At 49.5% G+C, this 22,233-nt stretch carries 24 protein-coding genes and 1 tRNA gene; 6 read left to right on the top strand and 19 right to left on the bottom strand.

Annotated features, from left to right (window positions below; genetic code table 11):
* Window positions 1-17: 17 nt before the first annotated feature.
* Both AC55FS_RS09105 and AC55FS_RS09100 read left to right on the top strand, forming a co-directional pair.
* Complete coding sequence (locus AC55FS_RS09105) at window positions 18-287, top strand: hypothetical protein (protein ID WP_496935765.1); 270 nt, start codon at window positions 18-20, stop codon at window positions 285-287.
* A gap of 104 nt (window positions 288-391) precedes the next feature.
* Window positions 392-559 (top strand): hypothetical protein, encoded by a 168-nt coding sequence (locus AC55FS_RS09100; protein WP_496935764.1) that lies wholly within the window; start codon window positions 392-394, stop codon window positions 557-559.
* Between the two features lie 115 nt (window positions 560-674).
* On the opposite strand, the gene AC55FS_RS09095 is transcribed toward AC55FS_RS09100, so the two are convergent.
* From AC55FS_RS09095 to AC55FS_RS09005, 19 genes are all read right to left on the bottom strand, one after another.
* Window positions 675-751 (bottom strand) — tRNA-Pro (locus tag AC55FS_RS09095).
* 81 nt (window positions 752-832) lie between these two features.
* The gene (locus AC55FS_RS09090) at window positions 833-1,189 is read right to left on the bottom strand and encodes a MerR family transcriptional regulator (RefSeq protein WP_496935763.1); all 357 of its coding nucleotides are present in this window, start codon (window positions 1,187-1,189) and stop codon (window positions 833-835) included.
* A complete protein-coding gene (gene ihfA / locus AC55FS_RS09085; RefSeq protein ID WP_496935762.1) occupies window positions 1,164-1,472 on the bottom strand; it encodes an integration host factor subunit alpha in 309 nt (102 codons plus the stop codon). Before ihfA ends, AC55FS_RS09090 begins: the two co-directional genes overlap by 26 nt.
* A gap of 1 nt (window position 1,473) precedes the next feature.
* Window positions 1,474-3,849 (bottom strand): phenylalanine--tRNA ligase subunit beta, encoded by a 2,376-nt coding sequence (gene pheT / locus AC55FS_RS09080; protein WP_496935761.1) that lies wholly within the window; start codon window positions 3,847-3,849, stop codon window positions 1,474-1,476.
* 15 nt (window positions 3,850-3,864) lie between these two features.
* On the bottom strand, window positions 3,865-4,869 hold the full coding sequence (gene pheS / locus AC55FS_RS09075; protein WP_496935760.1) for a phenylalanine--tRNA ligase subunit alpha: 1,005 nt from the start codon (window positions 4,867-4,869) through the stop codon (window positions 3,865-3,867).
* 140 nt (window positions 4,870-5,009) lie between these two features.
* Window positions 5,010-5,363: a 50S ribosomal protein L20 gene (gene rplT / locus AC55FS_RS09070; RefSeq protein ID WP_094060517.1), complete on the bottom strand. Its 354-nt coding sequence runs from the start codon at window positions 5,361-5,363 to the stop codon at window positions 5,010-5,012.
* A 22-nt stretch (window positions 5,364-5,385) separates the two neighbouring features.
* Window positions 5,386-5,580: a 50S ribosomal protein L35 gene (gene rpmI / locus AC55FS_RS09065; protein WP_189387876.1), complete on the bottom strand. Its 195-nt coding sequence runs from the start codon at window positions 5,578-5,580 to the stop codon at window positions 5,386-5,388.
* Between the two features lie 147 nt (window positions 5,581-5,727).
* Window positions 5,728-6,189 (bottom strand): translation initiation factor IF-3, encoded by a 462-nt coding sequence (infC, locus tag AC55FS_RS09060; protein WP_496935759.1) that lies wholly within the window; start codon window positions 6,187-6,189, stop codon window positions 5,728-5,730.
* A gap of 80 nt (window positions 6,190-6,269) precedes the next feature.
* Window positions 6,270-8,201 carry a threonine--tRNA ligase gene (gene thrS / locus AC55FS_RS09055; protein ID WP_496935758.1) on the bottom strand — a complete coding sequence of 644 codons (1,932 nt, stop codon included), beginning with the start codon at window positions 8,199-8,201 and terminating at the stop codon, window positions 6,270-6,272.
* Between the two features lie 155 nt (window positions 8,202-8,356).
* Window positions 8,357-9,400: a protein-glutamate methylesterase/protein-glutamine glutaminase gene (locus AC55FS_RS09050; RefSeq protein WP_496935757.1), complete on the bottom strand. Its 1,044-nt coding sequence runs from the start codon at window positions 9,398-9,400 to the stop codon at window positions 8,357-8,359.
* Window position 9,401: 1 nt separating this feature from the next.
* The gene (locus AC55FS_RS09045; RefSeq protein WP_496935756.1) at window positions 9,402-9,971 is read right to left on the bottom strand and encodes a chemotaxis protein CheD; all 570 of its coding nucleotides are present in this window, start codon (window positions 9,969-9,971) and stop codon (window positions 9,402-9,404) included.
* Window positions 9,968-10,798 (bottom strand): CheR family methyltransferase, encoded by an 831-nt coding sequence (locus AC55FS_RS09040; protein ID WP_496935755.1) that lies wholly within the window; start codon window positions 10,796-10,798, stop codon window positions 9,968-9,970. The genes AC55FS_RS09045 and AC55FS_RS09040 overlap by 4 nt, the downstream gene beginning before the upstream one ends.
* Window positions 10,795-11,280 carry a chemotaxis protein CheW gene (locus AC55FS_RS09035; protein WP_496935754.1) on the bottom strand — a complete coding sequence of 162 codons (486 nt, stop codon included), beginning with the start codon at window positions 11,278-11,280 and terminating at the stop codon, window positions 10,795-10,797. Before AC55FS_RS09035 ends, AC55FS_RS09040 begins: the two co-directional genes overlap by 4 nt.
* 10 nt (window positions 11,281-11,290) lie before the next feature.
* Window positions 11,291-13,225: a methyl-accepting chemotaxis protein gene (locus AC55FS_RS09030; protein ID WP_496935753.1), complete on the bottom strand. Its 1,935-nt coding sequence runs from the start codon at window positions 13,223-13,225 to the stop codon at window positions 11,291-11,293.
* Window positions 13,226-13,324: 99 nt separating this feature from the next.
* Window positions 13,325-13,843, bottom strand: coding sequence for a chemotaxis protein CheW (locus tag AC55FS_RS09025; RefSeq protein WP_496935752.1), 519 nt, complete (start codon window positions 13,841-13,843; stop codon window positions 13,325-13,327).
* 11 nt (window positions 13,844-13,854) lie between these two features.
* Complete coding sequence (locus AC55FS_RS09020) at window positions 13,855-15,966, bottom strand: chemotaxis protein CheA (RefSeq protein ID WP_496935751.1); 2,112 nt, start codon at window positions 15,964-15,966, stop codon at window positions 13,855-13,857.
* On the bottom strand, window positions 15,963-16,253 hold the full coding sequence (locus AC55FS_RS09015) for an STAS domain-containing protein (protein WP_496935750.1): 291 nt from the start codon (window positions 16,251-16,253) through the stop codon (window positions 15,963-15,965). The genes AC55FS_RS09020 and AC55FS_RS09015 overlap by 4 nt, the downstream gene beginning before the upstream one ends.
* 22 nt (window positions 16,254-16,275) lie before the next feature.
* Window positions 16,276-16,644 (bottom strand): response regulator, encoded by a 369-nt coding sequence (locus AC55FS_RS09010; protein ID WP_496935748.1) that lies wholly within the window; start codon window positions 16,642-16,644, stop codon window positions 16,276-16,278.
* A gap of 10 nt (window positions 16,645-16,654) precedes the next feature.
* Complete coding sequence (locus AC55FS_RS09005) at window positions 16,655-17,815, bottom strand: methyl-accepting chemotaxis protein (protein WP_496935747.1); 1,161 nt, start codon at window positions 17,813-17,815, stop codon at window positions 16,655-16,657.
* Window positions 17,816-18,366: 551 nt separating this feature from the next.
* Between AC55FS_RS09005 and AC55FS_RS09000 the strand changes: the two genes are divergently transcribed.
* The 4 genes from AC55FS_RS09000 to AC55FS_RS08985 all read left to right on the top strand — a co-directional run bounded on the left by AC55FS_RS09000 (window position 18,367) and on the right by AC55FS_RS08985 (window position 22,213).
* Complete coding sequence (locus tag AC55FS_RS09000; RefSeq protein WP_496935746.1) at window positions 18,367-19,380, top strand: TRAP transporter substrate-binding protein; 1,014 nt, start codon at window positions 18,367-18,369, stop codon at window positions 19,378-19,380.
* A 33-nt stretch (window positions 19,381-19,413) separates the two neighbouring features.
* Window positions 19,414-19,986, top strand: coding sequence for a TRAP transporter small permease (locus AC55FS_RS08995; protein WP_496935745.1), 573 nt, complete (start codon window positions 19,414-19,416; stop codon window positions 19,984-19,986).
* A gap of 20 nt (window positions 19,987-20,006) precedes the next feature.
* Complete coding sequence (locus AC55FS_RS08990) at window positions 20,007-21,278, top strand: TRAP transporter large permease (RefSeq protein WP_496935744.1); 1,272 nt, start codon at window positions 20,007-20,009, stop codon at window positions 21,276-21,278.
* Between the two features lie 155 nt (window positions 21,279-21,433).
* Complete coding sequence (locus tag AC55FS_RS08985; protein WP_496935743.1) at window positions 21,434-22,213, top strand: Type 1 glutamine amidotransferase-like domain-containing protein; 780 nt, start codon at window positions 21,434-21,436, stop codon at window positions 22,211-22,213.
* Window positions 22,214-22,233: the final 20 nt, after the last annotated feature.

Raw genomic sequence — 22,233 nt, 5'->3', positions numbered from 1 at the left:
CGATTAGGGAGAACCGCATGAATAAGGACATACCATCCCCCATCCCGTTACAAGAAGAGCTGTTAGAGGTATCCGGCTCGGTAGCCTTATTGGAATACCAATCGGCCTTTAACAACGACACGGCCTATTTGCCGGAAGTATCGCTGAGATATTTGATTTATTTGATTCTGGATAAGCAACCAGAAACCGATATACACAGATTTGCGTTGCAGATTCGAACGGACCTCAACGCCGAACGATTACACCAGTGGCAACAGGCCACACAACCCGATGGCCCATGCCATTAACCAAGCAGTAATACGCACGACCTGGATATAAAACGTAAACACAAACGCTAAAACAAAGCAGCTAATAACGCTGCGATCTATTTAAAACATAAAAGGTGAATAACATGAAAAATCAAATCATGGCAGATCTGTATGGCGCGGAAACAGTAACCGTGGAAGGTACCCGCTATTCCAAATTATGGATTGGCCAGCCCGTGACCGACCCCGGCCAGAACGCCAAAGGCATTGCCTTTATGGCGGTGAAGTGCGATACAAGAGAAAGCCAGAAATAGTGAAAGCGACACGGTAACAACTGTACAGAATGACAGACTGTATATTAGCTAAGGCTTGTTTTGTTGATAGATGGCTTAGGAAGGATTTCTAAGTCATTGAAAAGAAAGGGGAAATTGGTCGGGATGAGAGGATTTGAACCTCCGACCACCTGCACCCCATACAGGTGCGCTACCAGGCTGCGCTACATCCCGACTCAGCTCGGCACCGTGTCCAAGCGCTGGCTAGTATACCTAAGTCACTGAAAAGTTAAAGTTTTTTATGGCTAAGCGACGCTAATCGGCTTTCAGCAAGGCCGACAGTTCTTTTAGCTCACTGATCATATTTTTAATTAAGGCTTGATCCATGGCCACGGCTTGCGAGTCGCCCTCTTCCAGGCGCTGACGCGCACCACCAATGGTGTAACCTTCTTGATAGAGTAAATTGCGGATTTCACGCACCAAAATGACGTCTTGGCGCTGATAATAACGACGATTGCCGCGGCGCTTAACCGGGCTTAATTGCGGAAACTCCTGCTCCCAATAGCGTAAAACATGGGGTTTTACGTCACATAGCTCACTGACTTCACCAATGGTGAAATAGCGTTTGGCCGGGATTGGCGGAAGTTCATTGTTGTGACTCGGTTCCAGCATAGGCTTCAACCCGAACCTTGAGTTTTTGACCTGGCTTAAAGGTCACTACCCGACGCGCAGAAATCGGGATTTCTTCGCCGGTTTTAGGGTTTCGCCCGGGTCTCTGGCGCTTATCACGCAGATCGAAGTTGCCGAAACCCGACAACTTCACCTGCTCATTGCGACTCAGACTGTCGCGGATCTCATCAAAGAAGAGATCCACCATGTCTTTCGCTTCGCGCTTATTGAGACCAAGATCCTCGAACAGTTTTTCAGCCAGTTCTGCTTTGGTCAGAGCCGTCATGCTAGCCCCTCAGCGTTGCTCCTACACTCTCGTTGAGGTGAGCGAGTACGGCATTGACCGAATCGTTCACTTCTTCGTCAGTTAGAGTGCGCGAAGGATGCTGCCAGGTCAAGCCCAGTGCCAGACTTTTTCTATCAGGATCAATGCCTTTGCCCACATAGACGTCAAACAATGTGAGGTTCGTCAAATATTCACCCGCTACCGAGCGAATCGCGCTGAAGACATCGTCCACCGCCACAGACTGAGACACCACCAGAGCCAAATCACGACGCATTTCAGGGAACTTCGACAGTTCTCCAAAGGCCGGTACACGGCGCTGCTGCACCGCATCGAGGTCAATTTCGACCAAATATACAGCGTGTTTCAGGTCGAGTGCCTTTTGCGCTTGTGGATGCAGGGCACCAATCCAGCCGACGGTTTTGCCATCTTTTTCGATGCGGGCACACTGACCCGGATGCAAAGCATCATGCTCAGCGGCAACAAAGCGGTAATCTGCCAGCAGGCCACTGCGCTGCAGTACGCTTTCCAGATCGCCCTTGATATCGAAAAAGTCGACATTGTCGCTGCTGTTGCTCCAACCCTGAGGCTGACGGTTACCCGCAACCACCATGGCCAAGGTCGGAATTTGCTGCAAGCCATCGTTACCAGGCTCAAAGCGCAAACCGGTTTCAAACAAGCGTACGCGTGGCTGCTGACGCTTCATATTGTGCTCAACCGCACCCAGCAAGCCCGCCCATAAGGTGCTGCGCATCACCGCCATATCGTTAGAAATGGGGTTCAGCAGCGCCAATGGCTCAATACTTGGCGCCAACACCTTTTGCACTTTGGTATCAACAAAGCTGTAAGTGATGGCTTCTTGATAACCGCGCGAAATCAGCTGACGGCGAATATCGGCCATCGGCATTTTGGCTTCCGGCGCTTTCGCCAACGGCGTGGCCGCTTGCGGTACACGCACAGGCAAACGGTTGTAACCGTAAATACGTGCCAGCTCTTCGATCAAATCGGCCTCAATGGCCATATCAAAGCGATAGCTCGGCGCCACGGCTTGCCAGCCCTGCTCGGTAGCAGTGACCTGCATGCCCAGACGCTCAAGAATATCCTGCACGTCGTTATCGGCCATGCTGAGGCCAAGAATTTTTTCGATACGTGAACGGCGCAGCTCGATGGTGGCGGCTTTTGGCAGATTCGCCTCACTCACCACCTCTTCGATTGGCCCCGGCTGACCACCGCAAATCTCCAGCAGCAAAGCAGTGGCACGCTCCATCGCGGTACGGGCTAACTGCGAGTCTACGCCGCGCTCAAAACGATGCGATGAATCGGTGTGCAAACCGTGAGCGCGCGCTTTACCAGCAATGGTAATCGGATTAAAAAACGCCGCTTCCAGCAGCAGATCTTGCGTGGCTTCCGTCACGCCCGATTGCTCACCACCCATAATACCGGCCATGGCCAATGCACGACTGTGATCGGCAATCACCATAGTATCGCTGCTCAGGGTGATTTCTTGGCCATCCAGCAGAGTCAGCTTTTCCTGATCTGCCGCCATGCGCACACGAATACCGCCATCCAGCTGATTCAGGTCGAAGGCGTGCATCGGCTGACCCAGCTCGAGCAGCACATAGTTGGTGATGTCCACTACTGGGTCGATGGAGCGAATGCCACCACGACGCAGCTTTTCTATCATCCACAACGGCGTTTCGGCGCTGACGTTAACGCCGCGCACAATGCGACCCACGTAGCGCGGACAGCCCGCGCTGGCTTGCACGTCGATATTAGGTTTGTCGTCGATGACTGGCGCTACCGGCTCAATGCTTGGGCCTTGCACGGCAACACGATTTAACACGCCCACTTCGCGGGCCAAACCGGCGATGCTTAAGCAATCGCCACGGTTAGGGGTTAAGTCGACATCAATGATTTGATCGTCCAAGCCCATATAAGTACGGAAATCTTCGCCTACCGGCGCACTGGCAGGCAGCTCCATCAGGCCATCACTGGCTTCTGACAGACCCAGCTCAGCTTCTGCGCACAACATGCCAAAGGATTCGACATCACGCAGCTTGGCTTTTTTGATTTTAAAGTTGCCCGGCAATACCGCGCCCAGCTTGGCAAACGGAATTTTCAGACCAACACGCACATTGGGCGCACCACAAACAATCTGGAAGGTTTCCTGGCCGTCGCTAACCTGACACAGGCTCAGCTTGTCGGCATTGGGATGCTGCTCACGACTGATGACTTCGCCCACCACCACGCCGCTAAATTCGCCCGCCACCGGGTCGACATCGTCAACCTCTAGGCCAGCCATGGTAACTTGATCCACCAGTTCTTGGGTGGAAATCTCAGGCTGCACCCACTCGCGCAACCACTGTTCGCTGAATTTCATGTGTGAAGCCTCGTATTAACGGAATTGCTGCAGGAAACGTAAGTCGTTTTCAAAAAACAGGCGCAAATCATTAACGCCATAGCGCAACATCGCCATGCGCTCGACACCCATACCAAAGGCAAAACCGCTGTAGACATCGGGATCGATGCCAACGTGTTTAAACACATTCGGATGAACCATGCCGCAACCGCCAATTTCGAGCCAACCATGCTTAGTGCCTTCCGGCGTTTCTACAATCCACTCAATATCAATTTCGGCGGATGGCTCGGTAAAAGGAAAATACGATGGACGCAAACGCACTTTAACGTCACGCTCAAAAAAGGCGCTCATAAACTGCTCCAGCGTGCCTTTTAAATCGGCAAAGCTGATGTCTTTATCGACCAGCAAACCTTCCACCTGATGGAACATAGGCGAATGGGTTTGGTCGTAATCGCAGCGGTAAACACGCCCAGGGCAAATAATGCGAATCGGCGGCTGTTGCGCCTCCATGGTGCGAATTTGTACCGGCGATGTGTGTGTGCGCAACAACCGTCCTGCATCAAAATAAAAGGTATCGTGCATCGCACGAGCCGGATGGTGCGATGGAATATTCAGCGCCTCAAAATTGTGGAAGTCGTCTTCCACTTCAGGACCTTCGGCAACCTGATAACCAGCGCCAGCAAAAAAGCTTTCAATACGCTCAAGTGTACGCGTGACCGGGTGTAAACCGCCTTCTTGCATAGCACGGCCAGGCAGGGTCACGTCGATTGTTTCGGCAGCCAGCTTGGCATTCATGGCAGCACTTTCCAGCGCCTCACGACGTGCGTTAATCGCGTCCTGCACTTGGGTCTTGGCTGCATTAATCACTGCCCCGACCTTAGGGCGATCTTCTGGTGCGACCGAGCCGAGATTTTTCATCAGACCGGTAATTTCGCCTTTTTTGCCAAGAAACTGGACCCGAACCTGATCCAGTGCGGCGACGTCGCCTGACTGCTCAACCGCAGCGAGGGCTTGTTGTGTCAGGGCCTCAAGGTTTTCCATCGTTGTGTTCCATCGTTAACTTCGATTTCGACAAAAAAATAGGGGAATGCCTCAGGTTGTTCACCTTCGCCACTCCCCTATTCCGTCAGCAACCACCTGAATGGTTGCTGTTTCGGGTACCGGATTAACCGGCTAACCGCTTACAGGCTGGACTTGGCTTTTTCAACCAAAGCCGCAAACGCTGCTTTTTCGTTCACTGCCAGATCAGCCAGAACTTTACGGTCAATTTCAACAGCGGCTTTTTTCAGGCCGTTGATAAATTTGCTGTAAGACAGGCCATTCTGACGGGCACCCGCGTTGATACGAGCGATCCACAGCTGACGGAACTGACGCTTACGCTGACGACGGTCACGGTAAGCGTATTGACCAGCTTTAATAACCGCTTGCTTAGCTACACGGAATACACGGCTACGAGCGCCATAGTAACCTTTAGCTTGCTTCAGAATTTTCTTGTGACGACGACGAGCGATCACACCACGTTTTACACGAGCCATTAGTTATCTCCTGAACAATAAATTAAAGGTTAGGCAGCATGCGTGCTACCAGTGCCTTATCAGAGCCATGAACCTGCAACATAGGACGCAGGTGACGCTTACGCTTAGTGCTCTTTTTGGTCAGGATGTGGCTACGGTGAGCCTGACGGTGCTTGAAACCGTTCGCAGTCTTTTTGAAGCGCTTAGCTGCGCCACTCTTAGTTTTGATCTTAGGCATTGTATTAACTCCACAGTTGTGACGCGCACAGAAACTAAGACCTGTACAACGTCTGCCATAACAGAGAAGGCGTTGCCTTCCCAGCAACCGGTAGAAAGCACAAACCCCGGTATCAACCGGGGCTTGGGCATTCATTTGAAGACCGGACTACTTCTTCTTGCTTGGAGCAATGACCATCACCATCTGACGGCCTTCCATCTTAGGGCGCTGCTCCACCGTGCCTAGTTCAGACAAGTCTGCTTCGACACGTTTCATCAATTCCATACCAATGTTCTGGTGCGCCATTTCGCGACCGCGAAAACGCAGAGACACCTTGGCTTTGTTACCTTCTTCCAAGAAGCGAGTCAGGTTACGCAGCTTGATCTGGTAGTCACCTTCTTCTGTTCCTGGACGGAACTTGATCTCTTTGATCTGAACCTGATGCTGGCGCTTCTTAGCTTCGGCTTTCTGCTTCTTCTCTTCGTAGAGCTTCTTGCCAAAATCCATTACTTTACAAACGATGGGATCACCGTCTGAAATTTGCACCAGGTCCAGCTCTGCCTCAGCTGCCGCCTCAAGAGCCTCATCGATGCTAACGACACCCACTTGGTTGCCGTCTGCGCCGATCAAACGTACTTCTGTTGCACGAATATTGTCATTGATGGCGGCGCGAGGTTCGCGCGCACCTTTTTTGTTGTCGCGTCTGATGATCAGTTCTCCATTCCAAACCGTCCGCGCTGTGCGATGGCATTTTCTAGTTTCGCCATGAAGTCATCGACGTTCATAACGCCCAGATCTTCTCCGCTACGGGTACGCACGGCTACGGTGTTTGCTTCGACTTCTTTATCCCCCACCACTAGAAGGAAGGGAACCTTGTGTAAAGTATGCTCGCGGATTTTAAAGCCGATCTTCTCGTTTCTCAAGTCCGCATCGGCACGGAAACCAAGAGAATTGAGTCGAGTGGCCAAATCGGCGCAATATTCTGCCTGATTATCAGTGATATTCAGGACTGACACTTGCTTGGGCGCCAACCATGGCGGCATCGCACCCGCATAGTGCTCGATCAGTATACCAACAAAGCGCTCAAACGAGCCCAAGATAGCACGATGCAGCATCACCGGATGCTTACGCTCGCCATCTTCCGCCACATACTGGGCACCGAGGCGCTCAGGCAGCATGAAGTCCAGCTGCAAGGTACCACACTGCCAAACTCGGTTCAGACAGTCGCGCAGCGAGAATTCGATTTTCGGGCCATAGAAGGCACCTTCACCAGGCTGCAACTCCCAATCCAGGCCAGCATCGTTGAGGGCATCTTCCAACGCTGCTTCGGCTTTATCCCACAGATGCTCTTCACCAATACGGCCTTCCGGACGCGTCGACAGCTTCATTTCAACATCGTCAAAGCCAAAGTCTTTGTAGACTTCCAGCGTCAACTTAATAAAGTCAGACGCCTCTTTGCGCATCTGATCTTCAGTCACGAAGATGTGTGCGTCATCTTGGGTAAAGCCACGCACACGCATAATGCCATGCAAGGCACCCGATGGCTCGTTACGGTGACAACAGCCGAACTCAGCTAAACGCAGTGGCAAATCGCGATAGCTCTTAAGCCCCTGGTTAAACACCTGAATGTGCGCCGGACAGTTCATCGGCTTCACCGCGTAGGTGCGCTTTTCCGATTCGGTCACAAACATGTGATCGGCATAGTGCTCCCAGTGACCGGACTTCTCCCATAGGGTGCGATCCACCACCTGAGGTGTTTTGATTTCTTTATAGCCAGCACCGTTTTGAACTTTACGCATGTACTGTTCAAGCACTTGGTAAATGGTCCAACCATTCGGGTGCCAGAACACCATACCTGGCGCTTCTTCTTGCAGGTGGAACAAGTCCAGCTGCTTAGCCAGCTTACGGTGATCACGCTTTTCTGCCTCTTCCAAACGAGTCAGATACGCTTTTTGATCTTTTTTGTCATTCCAAGCGGTGCCATAAATACGTTGTAACTGCTGGTTATTGGCATCACCACGCCAGTAAGCACCCGATACGCGCATCAATTTAAACACGCGCATCACTCGAGTATTCGGCACGTGCGGTCCACGGCACATATCGACGTATTCTTCGTGATGATACAGGCCGACTTCGGTTTCGCCCTGACTGATCAGATTATCAATCAATTCGACCTTGTAATCTTCGTCACGATCAACAAACAGACGACGTGCTTCTTTAATAGGCGTCATCTTTTTAACCACGTCGTAATCTTTTTTGATCAGCTCTTTGACACGCTTTTCGATCACCGCCACATCTTCTGGAGTGAAAGGACGCTCAAAATCGATGTCGTAATAAAAGCCGTCGTCGATCACCGGGCCAATGGCCATCTTGGCAGCAGGAAACAACTGCTTAACGGCATGACCAACCAAGTGTGCGAATGAATGACGAATCACTTCCAGACCGTCCTGATCGCGACCAGTGATCAAGGTGATGTCAGCGTCGTGGGTAATCAGTTCGCAGGCATCTACCAGTCGACCATCAATCCGACCACAGACCGTCGCTTTAGCCAAACCAGGGCCAATGTCTTCAGCAACTTGCATTACTGTTACGGGTTGATCGAATTCGCGTTTGGAACCATCGGGAAGGGTGATAACAGGCATAATAATATCCTTGTCAGTGGTGGCCCCTACGACAGGCCACGTGAGTGTAAAAGCCGCTCACTTTACCGACACAGATCAGGCGTGTAAACCTGAGTAAATCAGACCTGCGGATTATCCTACCGACTTTACATAGCGCTGATGCAAGCCACGGCGGATTAGACAAAGGATTTGGGATGACAAATGGCGGCAGCGATATCGCCTAATGGCAATTGGCGAATCACCCCTCCCATGCGAAGGGCCTCTTTTGGCATGCCATACACCACACAAGTGGCTTCATCTTGGCCCAGCGTCAGCGCACCGGCCTGGTACATCTCTAGCAGCCCGCGAGCACCGTCATCGCCCATCCCCGTCATAATAACACCCAATGCATTTTTGCCTGCCGCATGAGCCACCGAGCGAAACAGCACATCAACGGAAGGGCGATGGCGAGACACCAAAGGGCCATCTTTCACTTCAACACGATATTGGGCACCGCTGCGCATCAAGCTCATGTGTCGACCACCTGGCGCAATCAAAACGTGACCCGGCACCACACGATCACCTGACTCCGCCTCTTTGACCCGCACCGTGCAAAGGCCATCTAAGCGCTCGGCAAATGCCCGGGTAAACTGAGCCGGCATATGCTGTACCACCACGATACCCGGACAATCCTGTGGCAATGCCGTCAACACACACTCCAGAGCTTGAGTGCCTCCGGTTGAAGTGCCGATGGCAACGACGCGATCTGTGGTTTCATGCAACGGCGCAATACTGGCATGGGTCACCGCGACCGGAGTCGATTTACGTACCGCCTTGGGCCTTGCCGCTGCTGCCCCCTTGATGGCATCCATTAATAGGGTGCGTGATTCTTGCAAAAATCCTTTAAGACCCGTTTTCGGCTTGGTAATGATATCTACGGCACCGGCCGACATGGCCTGCATACTGGTGGTGGCACCACGCTCCGTTAGGGTTGAGCAAATCACCACTGGGGTTGGCCTTTCTGCCATGACCTGACGTAAAAAAGTAATGCCGTCCATGCGCGGCATTTCTATATCGAGAACAATCACATCAGGCCACTGTGCCTGCATTTTTTTTTGCGCAAAGATAGGATCGGTCGCCGTGCCAATCACTCGAATGCCCGAGCAACTGTTCAATACCTCCGTCAACACCTGACGAACGACAGCAGAATCATCCACGATAAAAACATCGATAGTGCTCACATTAGTCATCCCAGAAAATTACGCGTTTCTGTTCCTCTCGCAGCTGCTCTTGGCGCTGGCAGTCATACCACTGACGCTCAGCGGCAGCCAAAGACTGAGTCTGCGACTGGCCATCAATCATGCGCACATAAACACTCATATCGCGGCCGTCGAATAAAATATTGCGCCCATAATCTCCACCAACATCATGTGCGACCACGGGAATGTCTTCTTGCTGCAAAAATGCAAATGCAAACTCTACATTGGCCTGGCCGACATTAAAGTGTCCACCACGAACATCGCCGAGTACATTGGCACCACCAAATACCTTAGCTTGCAGTCTTTTCTTTTCGACACGGCGGCGATACATAGAGTTAAGTAATAACTCCATGGCTTGAATGCCATAACGACCGTTCATTGCAGACTGCTGCTGATAACGGTCCACGGCCAATAAAAAATGGTTCATGCCAAACACATGCACTTGACGATCATATAGACAGACAGCTACACAAGAACCCAGTAGCGTTTTGAGCACGGTGGAGGGTTTGTCACTGACGCGGTACTCACCAGGCGCAATCACCAAGGTAGTCATACACGTGTCGCCTGCTCCTGCGGATTGTAGCGATATACTGAAGGCTGCAACGTATGCAAGTGAGGACTAACACCAAACAGTGATTCCGAATGACCGGTAATTAACAGACCGCCCTTTGCAATCAGCGGCAACATACGATTAATCACCGCTTCTTTGGTCGCCTGATCAAAGTAGATCAGTACATTACGGATGAATACGATATCAAAAGGTCCTATCCCTGCCAGCGGCTTGGTCAAATTCATCAGCCGACAGTCAATAGCGGCACGTATTTCAGGAACAAAGGTAAAATATCCGCTGTACTCTCCATCACCACGCAGGCAATAGTGCTTACGGTAATAATCAGGGATTTTTTCCAGCATGGACTCGGGATAAATCGCTCTTCTGGCTTTGTCCACAACCCGTGAGCTGATATCAGTACCGACTAAAGACCATTGGTCAGATCCTAAAATATCTTGTGCCAGCATGCCTATGGTGTACGCCTCTTCACCAGAGGACAACGCCGCGCACCAGATCCGCCAATGTTTTTTAGGATCGCTGCGCAACTCATTGGCCAGCACTTTAAAATGCTCGGCTTCGCGGAAAAAATAGGTTTCGTTGGTGGACATCAGATCCAGCATACATTGCAGTTCATCGCGACTGCCTGTTTTTAAAAAACGCAAATATTCATCAAACGAGTTAAGGCCAAGATACAGTAAGCGCTTGCGCAAACGCGTCACCATCATTGTTTTTTTGTGCTCACCCAGCTGAATGCCGGCAGTGTCATACAGCAACTTAGCTATACCAGCAAAGGCCGCATCCGATACTTGATCAATGCCGTTTGTAGTCATGATGCCTCCCGCTGGGACAGCTCCTCTGCATCCAGCAGTCGGTTAAGATTCAAAATCACGATAAATTCATCGTTGATACGGGCCATACGTTCGATAAACTCCTGGCGGATACCCACGCCAAAGTCTGGAGCTTCTTGAATATCTGAAGTATCAATTTCGACGATTTCACTGACGCTATCGGCCAACATGCCAAAGATATCGCGATCTTGCTGATCCTGTTGCTCCACGACCAAGACAACACTGCGCCTGCCAATATTGGTCGAATGTTGTTTTAGTCTCTGATTCAAATCAATCACAGGGGCAACATTACCGCGTAAATTAATGACACCGCGAACCGAATCGGCGGCCATAGGTACTCGCGTCATACTGCTTACTTCAATAATTTCCTTCACATCTAAAATACTGATGGCATAGCGCTTACCATGAACAACGAAGGTCAAATATTGATTATTTAAAGCCTGTGGCTGATCCAGCAGTTCCATGGCCATTACCTCAATAGCGTTTGAATTCACCATAATCAGGCTGAGCGTTGCTTTCTCGCACAGGAGCCTTAGGTGAGCCCGAAGCCTGGCTCATCTTTGCCGGCTCCGAGGCCGTGCCCGCAAGCGCAAAAAACGCCACTGCCTGCTGCAACGCTTCGGCTTGACCAGATAATTCTTCCGCTGTTGCCGCCAATTCTTCCGATGATGAAGCATTCTGCTGCGTTGCCTTGTCTAATTGCGACATTGCACTGTTAATCTGATCGATACCTGCCGCCTGCTCCTCAGAGGAAGCGGTGATTTCCTGCACTAGGTCCGCCGTTTTTTGAATGCTTGGCACGATGGCTTCTAGCAATTGGCCTGCTTCTTCAGCAATGGATACACTGCTGGTCGCCAATTCATTGATTTCCTGCGCCGTTGAGCGGCTATTTTCTGCCAGTTTGCGCACTTCCGCGGCAACAACAGTAAACCCTTTGCCATGCTCACCAGCTCTGGCGGCTTCGATGGCGGCATTGAGCGACAGTAAATTAGTTTTGTAGGCAATGTCTTCGATCAAGCCAATTTTGTCGGCTATGTCTCGCATGGCGGTTACCGTTCTGGCGACGGCCTGTCCGCCCTGCTCAGCCTCGGCTGCCGCTTTTGTCGCCATCTGATCAGTCACCCGAGCATTTTCAGCGTTTTGTCTAACCGACGCGTGCAATTGCTCTACCGAAGCACTGGTTTCTTCAACACTGGAAGCCTGCTCGGTCGCCCCTTGCGAGATGGTCTGAGCAGATGCGTTTAACTCATTGGAAGCACTGGCTAGTCCATCAGCTCCACTTCGGACCTGTTCAATAACCGATGTCAGACGATTCACCATATTGATCATATGGCCATAAACACCACTGGCATTGTCACGATTATTGAAAGCAACTTGCAGGTTACCATCCGCGATTTCTGAGGTGATATAAGCCATCTCTGAAGGCTCTCCTCCCAGTGGCTTTTTAATGATTCTTACCAGCACCCAAGACAATACGACGGCGAGCAGAATGGAAATGGCGGACACCCAAACCACCATGCTAACGGTGTCGGCATTACCTCCTTCAACCTGATCCCCCAAAGCTTGTTGATCTTCAATCACAGATAACTTCACAAACTCTGTTGCTTCAGCCACAACCGGGCCAACCCGTTCCATCACCGCAACATAACCGGCTTTATCAACACTCAGTTGCCTTAGCTCTTTAACACCGTCTGTGTAGGTTGCCAATGTCTCAGAAAAAGAACTCGCCAGATCACGTTCTCTGCTGTTCAAAGGCTGATTTTGGTAATCCAACACAGCCTCAACTAAGCGCCCCTCCGCCAACTCAATTGCCTTATTGATATGTTCAATATTGCCACTAGACAAAAACATATTTCCGAATAGACGTACTTCATATAGCGCCGATTGAACACGGCTAGCACCAACGACGACATTAAAATTCTGAGAGGATGAAGCGATGTCGTACATTTGCTGTGCTGTTTTAACCAGCGCCCCTCCTTGTGGACGTAATGTAGACAACAATAAAGCGTCAGACTTTTCTTGATCACTCACCACCTTGGAAAAAGCAGTGCGATATTCTCCTACTTCACTACTAGCTAGAGATATCTTTTCAGCTCTTTTTGGGTTCTTTATTTCCACAGCCGCACGTTGAAGCTCTTCTTCCATTACATCGAAGCGTTCAAAAAAACCATCCCTAGACGCCTGACTCGGATCATTGAGGTACTTAACCGCATGCATGCGAGCAAGAACCATGTTGGCTTGGACTCGCCCAGCGATATTGGCATCACTAGCTAGATTGCGGTAATCACGAAAGCCTTTAACAGCATCCCCCAAGCCCATATAAGCCACAATCGACAGAACCAGAAGCAAAGCAATCACCACAGAGTAACTCAGGCTAATCTGCATGCTCAGGTTTAACTTCTTAAACATTTGCTATCTCCCTATATAAACAGCGGCTGCTATACGGTACTAGCACGTCAGCTGGTGATCGTACTGGGCATCTAGACTCAAAATACGATTAACTCATGGTTATTGATCTGTCGAGTAGTCTCGTTGCAACTGCCTTGTATGATGGAATTCTTCTGCACTCAGCACCTGCTGTGGATCGATTAGCACCACTAGGCCGTCGTCTGTATGAACCAAAGAACCGACATAGTCTTTATCGGCAGCCTCTTCATGCACAGAAGGTGTTGAGCGAATATTCTTAGCTTCAACGGCGACTATCTCACGCACCTCAGTTACCCAAAGCCCTATGGTGGCTTCTTTAGATTCTTGCGGCACACGCGCTAAAACGACACAACTGCGCCGTGCCTGCCCCTGAACGGCAGCACCAACTTTCATCGGAAGATCAATAATAGGAATGACATCATCATTGACTTCAATTACGCCACGAATATAACTAGCAGCGCCAGGGATTCGAGTCATGGAGTCTGGCTCTATGATTTGCTTAACCGCCTCGACAGATAATCCAAATAACTCTTTGCCACAATAGAACGTGAGGTACTGATATGAATGGGCACTTGAAATAGCGTGATCATGAGCTGACATTGTCGCCCCCCTCAGTGCATTGTCATTTGCTCATGGGCAGAATTCACCAGCCCCTGAACATCGAGAATAAGGGCTACATCTCCGCTACCCAGTACCGTTGAACCGCTGATACCATTGAAATTCCTGAATATCTTACCCAGTGGCTTGATAACGGTTTGTAACTCGCCGTACAAGGAATCAACAACAAACCCCGCACGCTCATTGCCAATACGCACAACGACAAGACTCTCTCTCTCGTGTTGATTATCACCAGGTACTTTTAGGAAACTTGCCAAACGAATGTAGGGCAGCACATCGCCACGCAGGTTAATATATTGCTGTTCTTCTTCCACATGCCAATCGGCACTTTCCATTTCTACACACTCTTCAACCATGGCCAGTGGTATCACATAACGCTCGTTATTAGCACCAACCATAAACCCATCGATAATAGCCAGTGTTAATGGCAACCTAATTGTCATTTTTGTGCCGCAGCCTGGTTCCGAACTAACGTCAATACTGCCACGCAGCTCTTCAATGTTGCGCTTCACAACATCCATGCCAACACCTCGACCCGATAAATTACTGGCGACATCTTTGGTCGATAAACCTGGTGAAAATATGAGCTGACTGACTTCTTTTTCGCTCAGTTCTTGATCTTCGCGAATCAAACCATTGCTAATGGCTTTATTGCGGATTTTTTCAAGGTCTAAGCCAGCGCCGTCATCTTCAATCTCGATAACAACATGGCCAGATTCATGATAAGCATTCAAAAGCAAAGTGCCGACATCAGGCTTACCAACCACTGCTCTATCTCTTGGCATTTCTATGCCATGATCTAGCGAGTTTCGAACTAAATGAGTTAATGGGTCTGTTATTTTTTCTACCACGGTTTTATCGAGCTCAGTGTCACCACCAGTGATTTCAAGTTCAATTTTTTTCCCCAATTCCTTACTTACATCACGAACCACACGGCGAAAACGTGAAAAAGAATCGCCAATTTGCACCATGCGTAGCTGCAAAGCCGTGTCTCGGATTTCTTCAACCAGTTGTTCGGCTGCTGTCACTGAATCATTCAACTGACTCAATCCATCTTCCTCAATGCGCAGCCGGATGGCAGCATTGGAAATAACCATTTCCCCTACTAGATTAATGAGTCGACCCAGTTTCTCTGAATCAACTCGAATTAATCGACTTTCAGCGGTTTGCCGAGCCTTACCATCGGACTGTTTTGATAATGCAGCATTAACAGTAGCTTGAGTAACCGCTTTTTCTTTGACCAGAATCTCGCCTAGCTTTTCAGCGCCATTACCCTGCTTGCCAAGACTGCGTTCGACTTCGTGTCGGGTTAGCGCTCCAACCGCCACCAACATGTCACCCAGCCTATCGATATGATCATCTGGAGTATTGGCAATTTTATCGATGTATTCTTTTTCAATATTGGCTGGAGGAAGAATTCGTATATCGCAGTCATCCGCTGCGAATTCAAATACGTTAAAGAGTGATTGCTTACTGACATTCCCTTCAAACAATATATCAAAGCCCAAATAGCAGGACTCTGGATCGTAGTCTGCACATGCGGGGAGATTATGCTGCAGTGTCAAAACATCAACAATGCGTCCCTTTTGCTGCAAATAACCGATAAAGGAAACGGCATCGATACCATTGCGAAATGCATCCTCGCGAAAACGAAGACTGACCAGCCATTGGCGTTCTGCCTCTGGAATCGGTGTCTCTTCATCATCACAGGATTCATCGCGAGACCAACTTTCTACAGCAGTCATCTTGCCTAATATTTGATCACCCTGTTTGATCATGTCGATATTGGTTTGGCCACTCACCGAAGCCTGAGTCAAGGCTAACAGGTGATCTTTACTCTCTAGCAGAGAGCTAAGCAAATCGTCATCAAGGTCCCGCTGATGATGACGAACGGCATCCAGAATAGTTTCAACAGGGTGAGTAAACCCTACCACCTCTGCAAAACCAAAGATGCCTGCCGCCCCCTTGATGGTGTGGATTGCACGAAATATTGCGTTAATCAGTTCGTCGTCCTGGCCTTGCTCCTCAACCGCCAGCAGCGCCTCTTCCATTTGCTCCAGAAGTTCTTGCGATTCCTGCAAGAAGGTATCGGTCAGTTCCGTCATGCTGCCTCCTCTGATTCAGAAGAGAACCAATCGATGTCTGACAGTCTTAATAAATCAACGATGTCTTTTAGTGCCGATGGCACATTGATGAGTTTGCAATCAATACCTTGCTCGTGACACTCCCTTGCAACCAAAAGCAGCAATTGAGTGCCTGCCCCATCTACTTCCTGTAAAGCACTGGCATCTACCAGCAACTGTTTGCAGTCGGAAGGTAACGGCAGCAACTTGTCTCGCTGCTCAGCAACGGTATAAATAGTCATTTCATTTTCTAGCTCGATGCGCATCATATGCCACTCCCAAATCGCTATTTCATGGCAGAATCAATTTGGATACTGCATCCAGCATTTGAGGTGGCTGAAAGGGCTTTACTACCCAGGCTTTCGCCCCGGCGGCTTTACCTTCTGCCATTTTGTCTTTACCAGCCTCCGTCGTTAACATAATCACTGGCGTAAATTTATAACGCGGATTTTTCTTGAGCTCTTTAACTAATGAAATGCCATCCATATTTGGCATGTTGACATCACTGATAACCAAGTGAATTTTGTCACCCGTTAATTTACTTAAAGCATCTTTACCATCAGAGGCTTCTATAACATTGTACCCAGCACCATTTAAGGCAATGCGTACTACCTGACGAATAGATGCAGAATCATCAACGACCATGATGGTTTTAGACATATGCTGTGCCTCAGAAGAAATTGACAGAACCACCTGCAGCCGCGTCTTCGACCGAATGGCCGCCATGCAAATGGTGCTGTTCCATGGTGGTGTACTGGGTTTTCATTCGATCGAGAATACGCTGACTGTGAATGGTAGGAAGAGCGGCATTCGCTTGATAGGCTAAGTGGGCTTGCGCCACTTCGTCTTCGAGCTCTGACATGCTTAAGGTCACCTGATCCAATATCTGACTGACCCTGTCTTGGAACTGTAACTCGGTGATCACTTGCTCGATCTCCTCACGCACCTGCTCGTTTATCGCCAACAGCGACTGGCCACGCTCGACTAAGGAGCTAGCCTGAAGCTCAAGACTTTCGACCAACTCATTGATGAAGCTTTCACTCTCTCTAAGCGTCTGATCTTCACGCTCTTGAGTCTCTCTGGCGCTCTCGGTTATCTCACTCATGCTTTTTTTCAGCACAGCAATTTTTCCCGCAATTTGATCACCTGCTTCTCCTGACTGCTGCGAGAGACTACGCACTTCCGTTGCAACCACAGCAAATCCGCGACCGTTATCACCAGCACGAGCGGCCTCAATGGCGGCATTAAGCGCTAACATATTGGTTTGATCAGCAATACTGGCCACGGAGGACGCCATAAGGTCTAAATCGTTGGCAAACCCTTCCAGCATGGAAATCTTTTCAAACAATTCATCAGAGGTATCTTCATAGCTACGCAACTGATCAAACAGCTGTTTTAATTGTTGTTTATCGTGCTCCAGCGATTCGGTGCTATGGCTATCATCGGCATAGTTACCTTGCGCCTCTCGAATCAATTCAACTAAATGGCTGAACCGACCTGACAGTGCCTCTATGGATTCATTACCTAAGGTACGACAGCCATCAATATGCCCGCGCCACACAGGAGTTACATCTTTCCAAAGGTGAGAAAGCTGCTGAGCAAATTGATCACCCACTTGGCTACGCTGCCGCTCGGCCTCACTGAGTGCTGAATTTTGTAACGATAAGGTTTGCTGCTGTTTTTGTTGTTGCCAGGACAAAAAGGCGAGAACCACACTGACCAAGATAACGGCTATCCCGGCTGCGGCGTAGTCAAATAGGGAGTTCAGCAATAGGCTTGCTAAAGCGGCCAGAAGTGGCGAAATCCAGATAGTACGTCTTAACAGCGGCATGACATCGATGTCTCTATAACAATTGAATCTGGCCGTCGATTGCAACAATCCGCCTCAGCAGCCAAGGAGCTATTGTCACTACAGACAGCATCTTCCATTTCGTTCTTGAGAGACTAGACAGTGACTAACAGTGGCCACTAAAGGCCAGCACTGGAAATAGTGAATTAGTACCAGATTCGAACAATCGATTCCGCCAAGCGTCTGGATGGTGTCATTGAAAAAGGTAAAACAACGACAGCTAGTTGGCAGCCACAACCCTTAAAGAAATACGATTGTCCGACTGATCATTTGTTCAGAATAATTGCTAGATTGAGCGTTAACAAAGGCCTAAATCTCATTGTCTTTAGTTAACTATTTGAGCCAAGATGGAATCGTGATTGTTAGCAAACATGTGCGGTTGCATATAGGTGTACGATTTGTCATGCTGAAAAAGCTCATACTACGTCCTTACAGTAGGACGCTTTTTTTCGGGGGACAAAACAGCCCTGTGCGTTTGTGTCCACAAAGCCTTGCACTGCACCTGCAGTCGCGTCAATGACACGGAGGACACGATGTCCATTTCTGCTCGTATCAAACAGCTGTTAGTCTCAACTCTGGTTTGCACCAGCTTCTGCTCAACCGCCTTTGCCGACACTTGGCGCTACGCCCATGAAGAATATGAGGGTGACGTGCAGGATGTGTACGCACACAAATTCAAGGAATACATTGAGCGAGAATCCGATCATACGTTGCAGATTTACCGTTTTGGCGAACTGGGTGAATCGGACGACATCATGGAGCAAGCCCAAGCCGGTATATTACAGTTTGTTAATCAGTCCCCTGGTTTCACCGGCTCACTGATCCCCGAGGCACAGATTTTCTTTATCCCCTACCTAATGCCAACAGATATGGACACTGTGGTCGATTTTTTCCGCACCAGTAAGGCCATCAATGAACGCTTTCCAGAGCTCTATGCTGAAAAAGGTCTGGAGCTGCTGAAAATGTATCCTGAAGGAGAAATGGTGGTCACTGTCGATGAGCCCGTCACTTCCCCAGAAGGCTTTGCCGGCAAAAAAATTCGTGTCATGACTAACCCATTGCTGTCCTCGACCTATGAAGCCTTTGGTGCAACGCCAGTTCCACTCCCCTGGGGAGAAGTGTATGGAGCACTGCAAACCAACATGATTCAAGGCCAGGAAAACCCTATCTTTTGGATCGAATCGGGTGGTTTGTATGAGGTGTCCCCCAATCTAATATTTACCGGACATGGTTGGTTCACAACAGCGTCGATGGCCAACAAACAGTTTTATGATGCCCTCCCGCAAAAAGAACAGAAAATGGTGCGAGAAGCTGCAGAATACGCCTTTAATGAAACACTCAAACACATTGATGGTTTAGCAGAAAACTCTCTTAAGAAAATTCAGGCTGCCGATGCCGACGTTACCGTCACACATCTAAGCGAGGCTCAAATAGACGTATTTAAGGACCGCGCAGAAAAAGTCGAAAAAACCTTCACTGATATGACAGGCAGCAGTGGAAGACAACTGCTCATGCAGTTCAAGACCGACCTAGCAGCGACTGAATAATAAAAAGGGGCCTTTGAGCCCCTTAGTATCTTTATGACAAGCCAACTACATTATGCCTCTTCGCTTCCTGGGCCACTGGGATGGCTAGATACAACGTTAAGCAAAATTGAAGCACTGGCGCTAACTGCCAGCGTATTACTGATGGCGCTAAATACTTGCAGCAACGTTGTCGCCCGATTTGTTTTTGGAGAAGGGCTATTTTTCTCCGGTGAGATCAATCGCATCCTTATCATTTTAGTGACGTTTGCAGGAATGGGCTATGCCGCACGGCACGGACGCCATATACGCATGTCTGCGTTCTATGACTTATTGCCGACGGCTGGCCGCAAGCTAGCCATGATACTTATTGCAACCTTAACTGCAGCCACCATGTTTTTCCTCGCATACCTGTCCGTGAACTACGTTATCACGACCTTTGAACACGGGCGCGTACTGCCAGCACTCAGCATACCCATATGGTGGATCTATATATGGGTTCCTGCAGGATTCACTGTCACCGGGATTCAGTATCTGATGACTGCGATTAAAAACTCACAATCTAAAAATGACGTATTTATATCTAGCAGCGTAACCGACAGCTACGACAACAATACGTCTCAACCGTAAAATATGCCGGACCCAACCCCATGGCACTGACATTGATAGTCATCATGATCGTATTGCTTATATTTGGTTTTCCGATGATGATCCCCCTGACAGCCGCCGCCTTAACAGGCTTCTATCTAATGTTCGATGGCATCGGCCAGATGGATACCTTTATTCAGCAAGTCCTAGGAGGCATTCGCCCTGCCTCTTTGATTGCAGTTCCCATGTTTATCCTCGCCGCTGATATCATGACCCGAGGGCAATCAGCTAGCCGTTTAATTGCAATGGTTATGACTTATATTGGTCATATTCGCGGCGGACTGGCCATCAGCACCGCAACATCTTGTACGTTATTTGGCGCCGTTTCCGGCTCCACTCAAGCCACTGTGGTCGCTGTCGGTTCTACACTGCGGCCAAAACTGCTAAAAGCTGGCTATTCCGATCCATTTTCATTGGCACTCATCATTAACGCCAGTGACATCGCGTTCTTGATTCCACCCAGTATCGGCATGATCATTTATGGCGTCATTTCAGAAACATCGATCGCCGACTTATTTCTTGCAGGCATCGGGCCAGGCCTACTCATACTGATGCTGTTTTCTCTCTATTGTTTGGCCTACGCCAGCATCAATAACGTGCCAACAGAAAAGCGATCGAGCTGGCATGAGCGCTGGCAAGCCAGCAAACGAGCAGTATGGCCGCTATTTTTCCCTGTCATTGTGATTGGTGGTATTTATGGAGGTGTTTTCAGCCCAACAGAGGCTGCCGCCGTGTGTGTATTGTATGCACTGATTCTCGAGTTTCTGATATTTCGATCACTGACCTATAGAGATTTGCACGAGATTGCCAAAACCACAGGATTGGTGACCGCTGTGGTGTTTATTTTGGTGGGTATCGGTAACGGTTTTTCCTGGATCATTTCGTTTGCTCAAGTTCCACAAGCCGTACTGGAAGCCATTGGCATCAACGACATGGGGCCAACAGCAGTATTAGCGACAATATCCATCGCCTTTTTTATTGCCTGCATGTTCGTCGACCCTATTGTCGTAATTCTTGTATTAACGCCCATTTTTGCTCCGGCCATTGCGGCAACGGGTTTAGACCCTGTTCATGTCGGCATTCTGATCACCCTTCAGGTCGCTATTGGCTCAGCAACACCACCGTTTGGTTGCGACATATTCACCGCCATCGCGGTATTTAAACGCCCTTACTGGGAGGTTATTCGTGGCACAGCCCCCTTTATCGCCATGCTGCTATTTGCATCATTGATATTGATCTTCTTTCCTCAAATTATGATTTTCAGCTATCTGTAGCTTCACTGCCTCGGGGCTCAGCCGGAGCCCCTAACGCTATCACCCGCTAAAGCAACAATAATCTAAGCGCCACTGGCACTTGATTTAACTACCTCACTGCCGCTAGGCTGGCCGTTTGCCAATACACTCGGCCAAGCTTAGTTAGGAGTCTCATCATGAAATCGGTATTACTGCATTTGTTTTTAGTCGGTGGGGGCTGGGACTCAAGTGCCAACACTGTGATCTATCAGGCATTTGTTGACGGCGCCACTCAAGGCGAACAGCGCAGCATTGTTTCCATACACGTGGCAGAACCAGAAGATGGGCCAGAGGAGAGGCAAGAACAAATAGCCAGATCACAACAAGCTCTACTGGCCGCTGGCGCTTCCACTGACGATATTCATTCCATCACTCTCAGCCAGGGAGACATGTTATCGGCAGATACTTTGGCTCAATACCAACCCACGGCCGTATTCGTGTGGGGCGGATTAACGCCCTTGTATCAAGAAGTGTTAACCAGCGATACCAGCTGGGTGAACTATTTACAGGAGCACCAGGTGGTCTATGGTGGCTTTTCTGCCGGCGCGGCCATCAGCGCAGAAAAAGCCATAGTTGGCGGCTGGAACATGGCGGTAGATAATAAACAAGTCGCTATCCTAGATGCCGATCTGGCAGAAGGACTGGATGCACTGGATATTCGTCCTGGACTTGGACTTTTTAACGCATCGGTTGATGTACACGCCAGCCAATGGGGCACAGTGACTCGCTTGATCCACGCGATTGAACAGCAACATGCTCCCAATAACGGCTGGGCAATCGATGAAAATACCGCACTAGAGATTACAACAGATCAACACATCAAGGTGTTGGGCGCGGGGCAGGCCTATCGCGTCAGCCGCACTGGCGCAGGACAAGTAAACATCGATATTTTCCGCCAAGGTGATATCGTTCAGTAGCGCATAAGCGAGCGCCTGAC

The sequence above is a fragment of the Bacterioplanes sp. CLAM21 genome, from assembly GCF_059641015.1.
The sequence above is the reverse complement of the archived record's forward strand: the minus strand, read 5'-3'. Positions and strand labels throughout refer to the sequence as shown.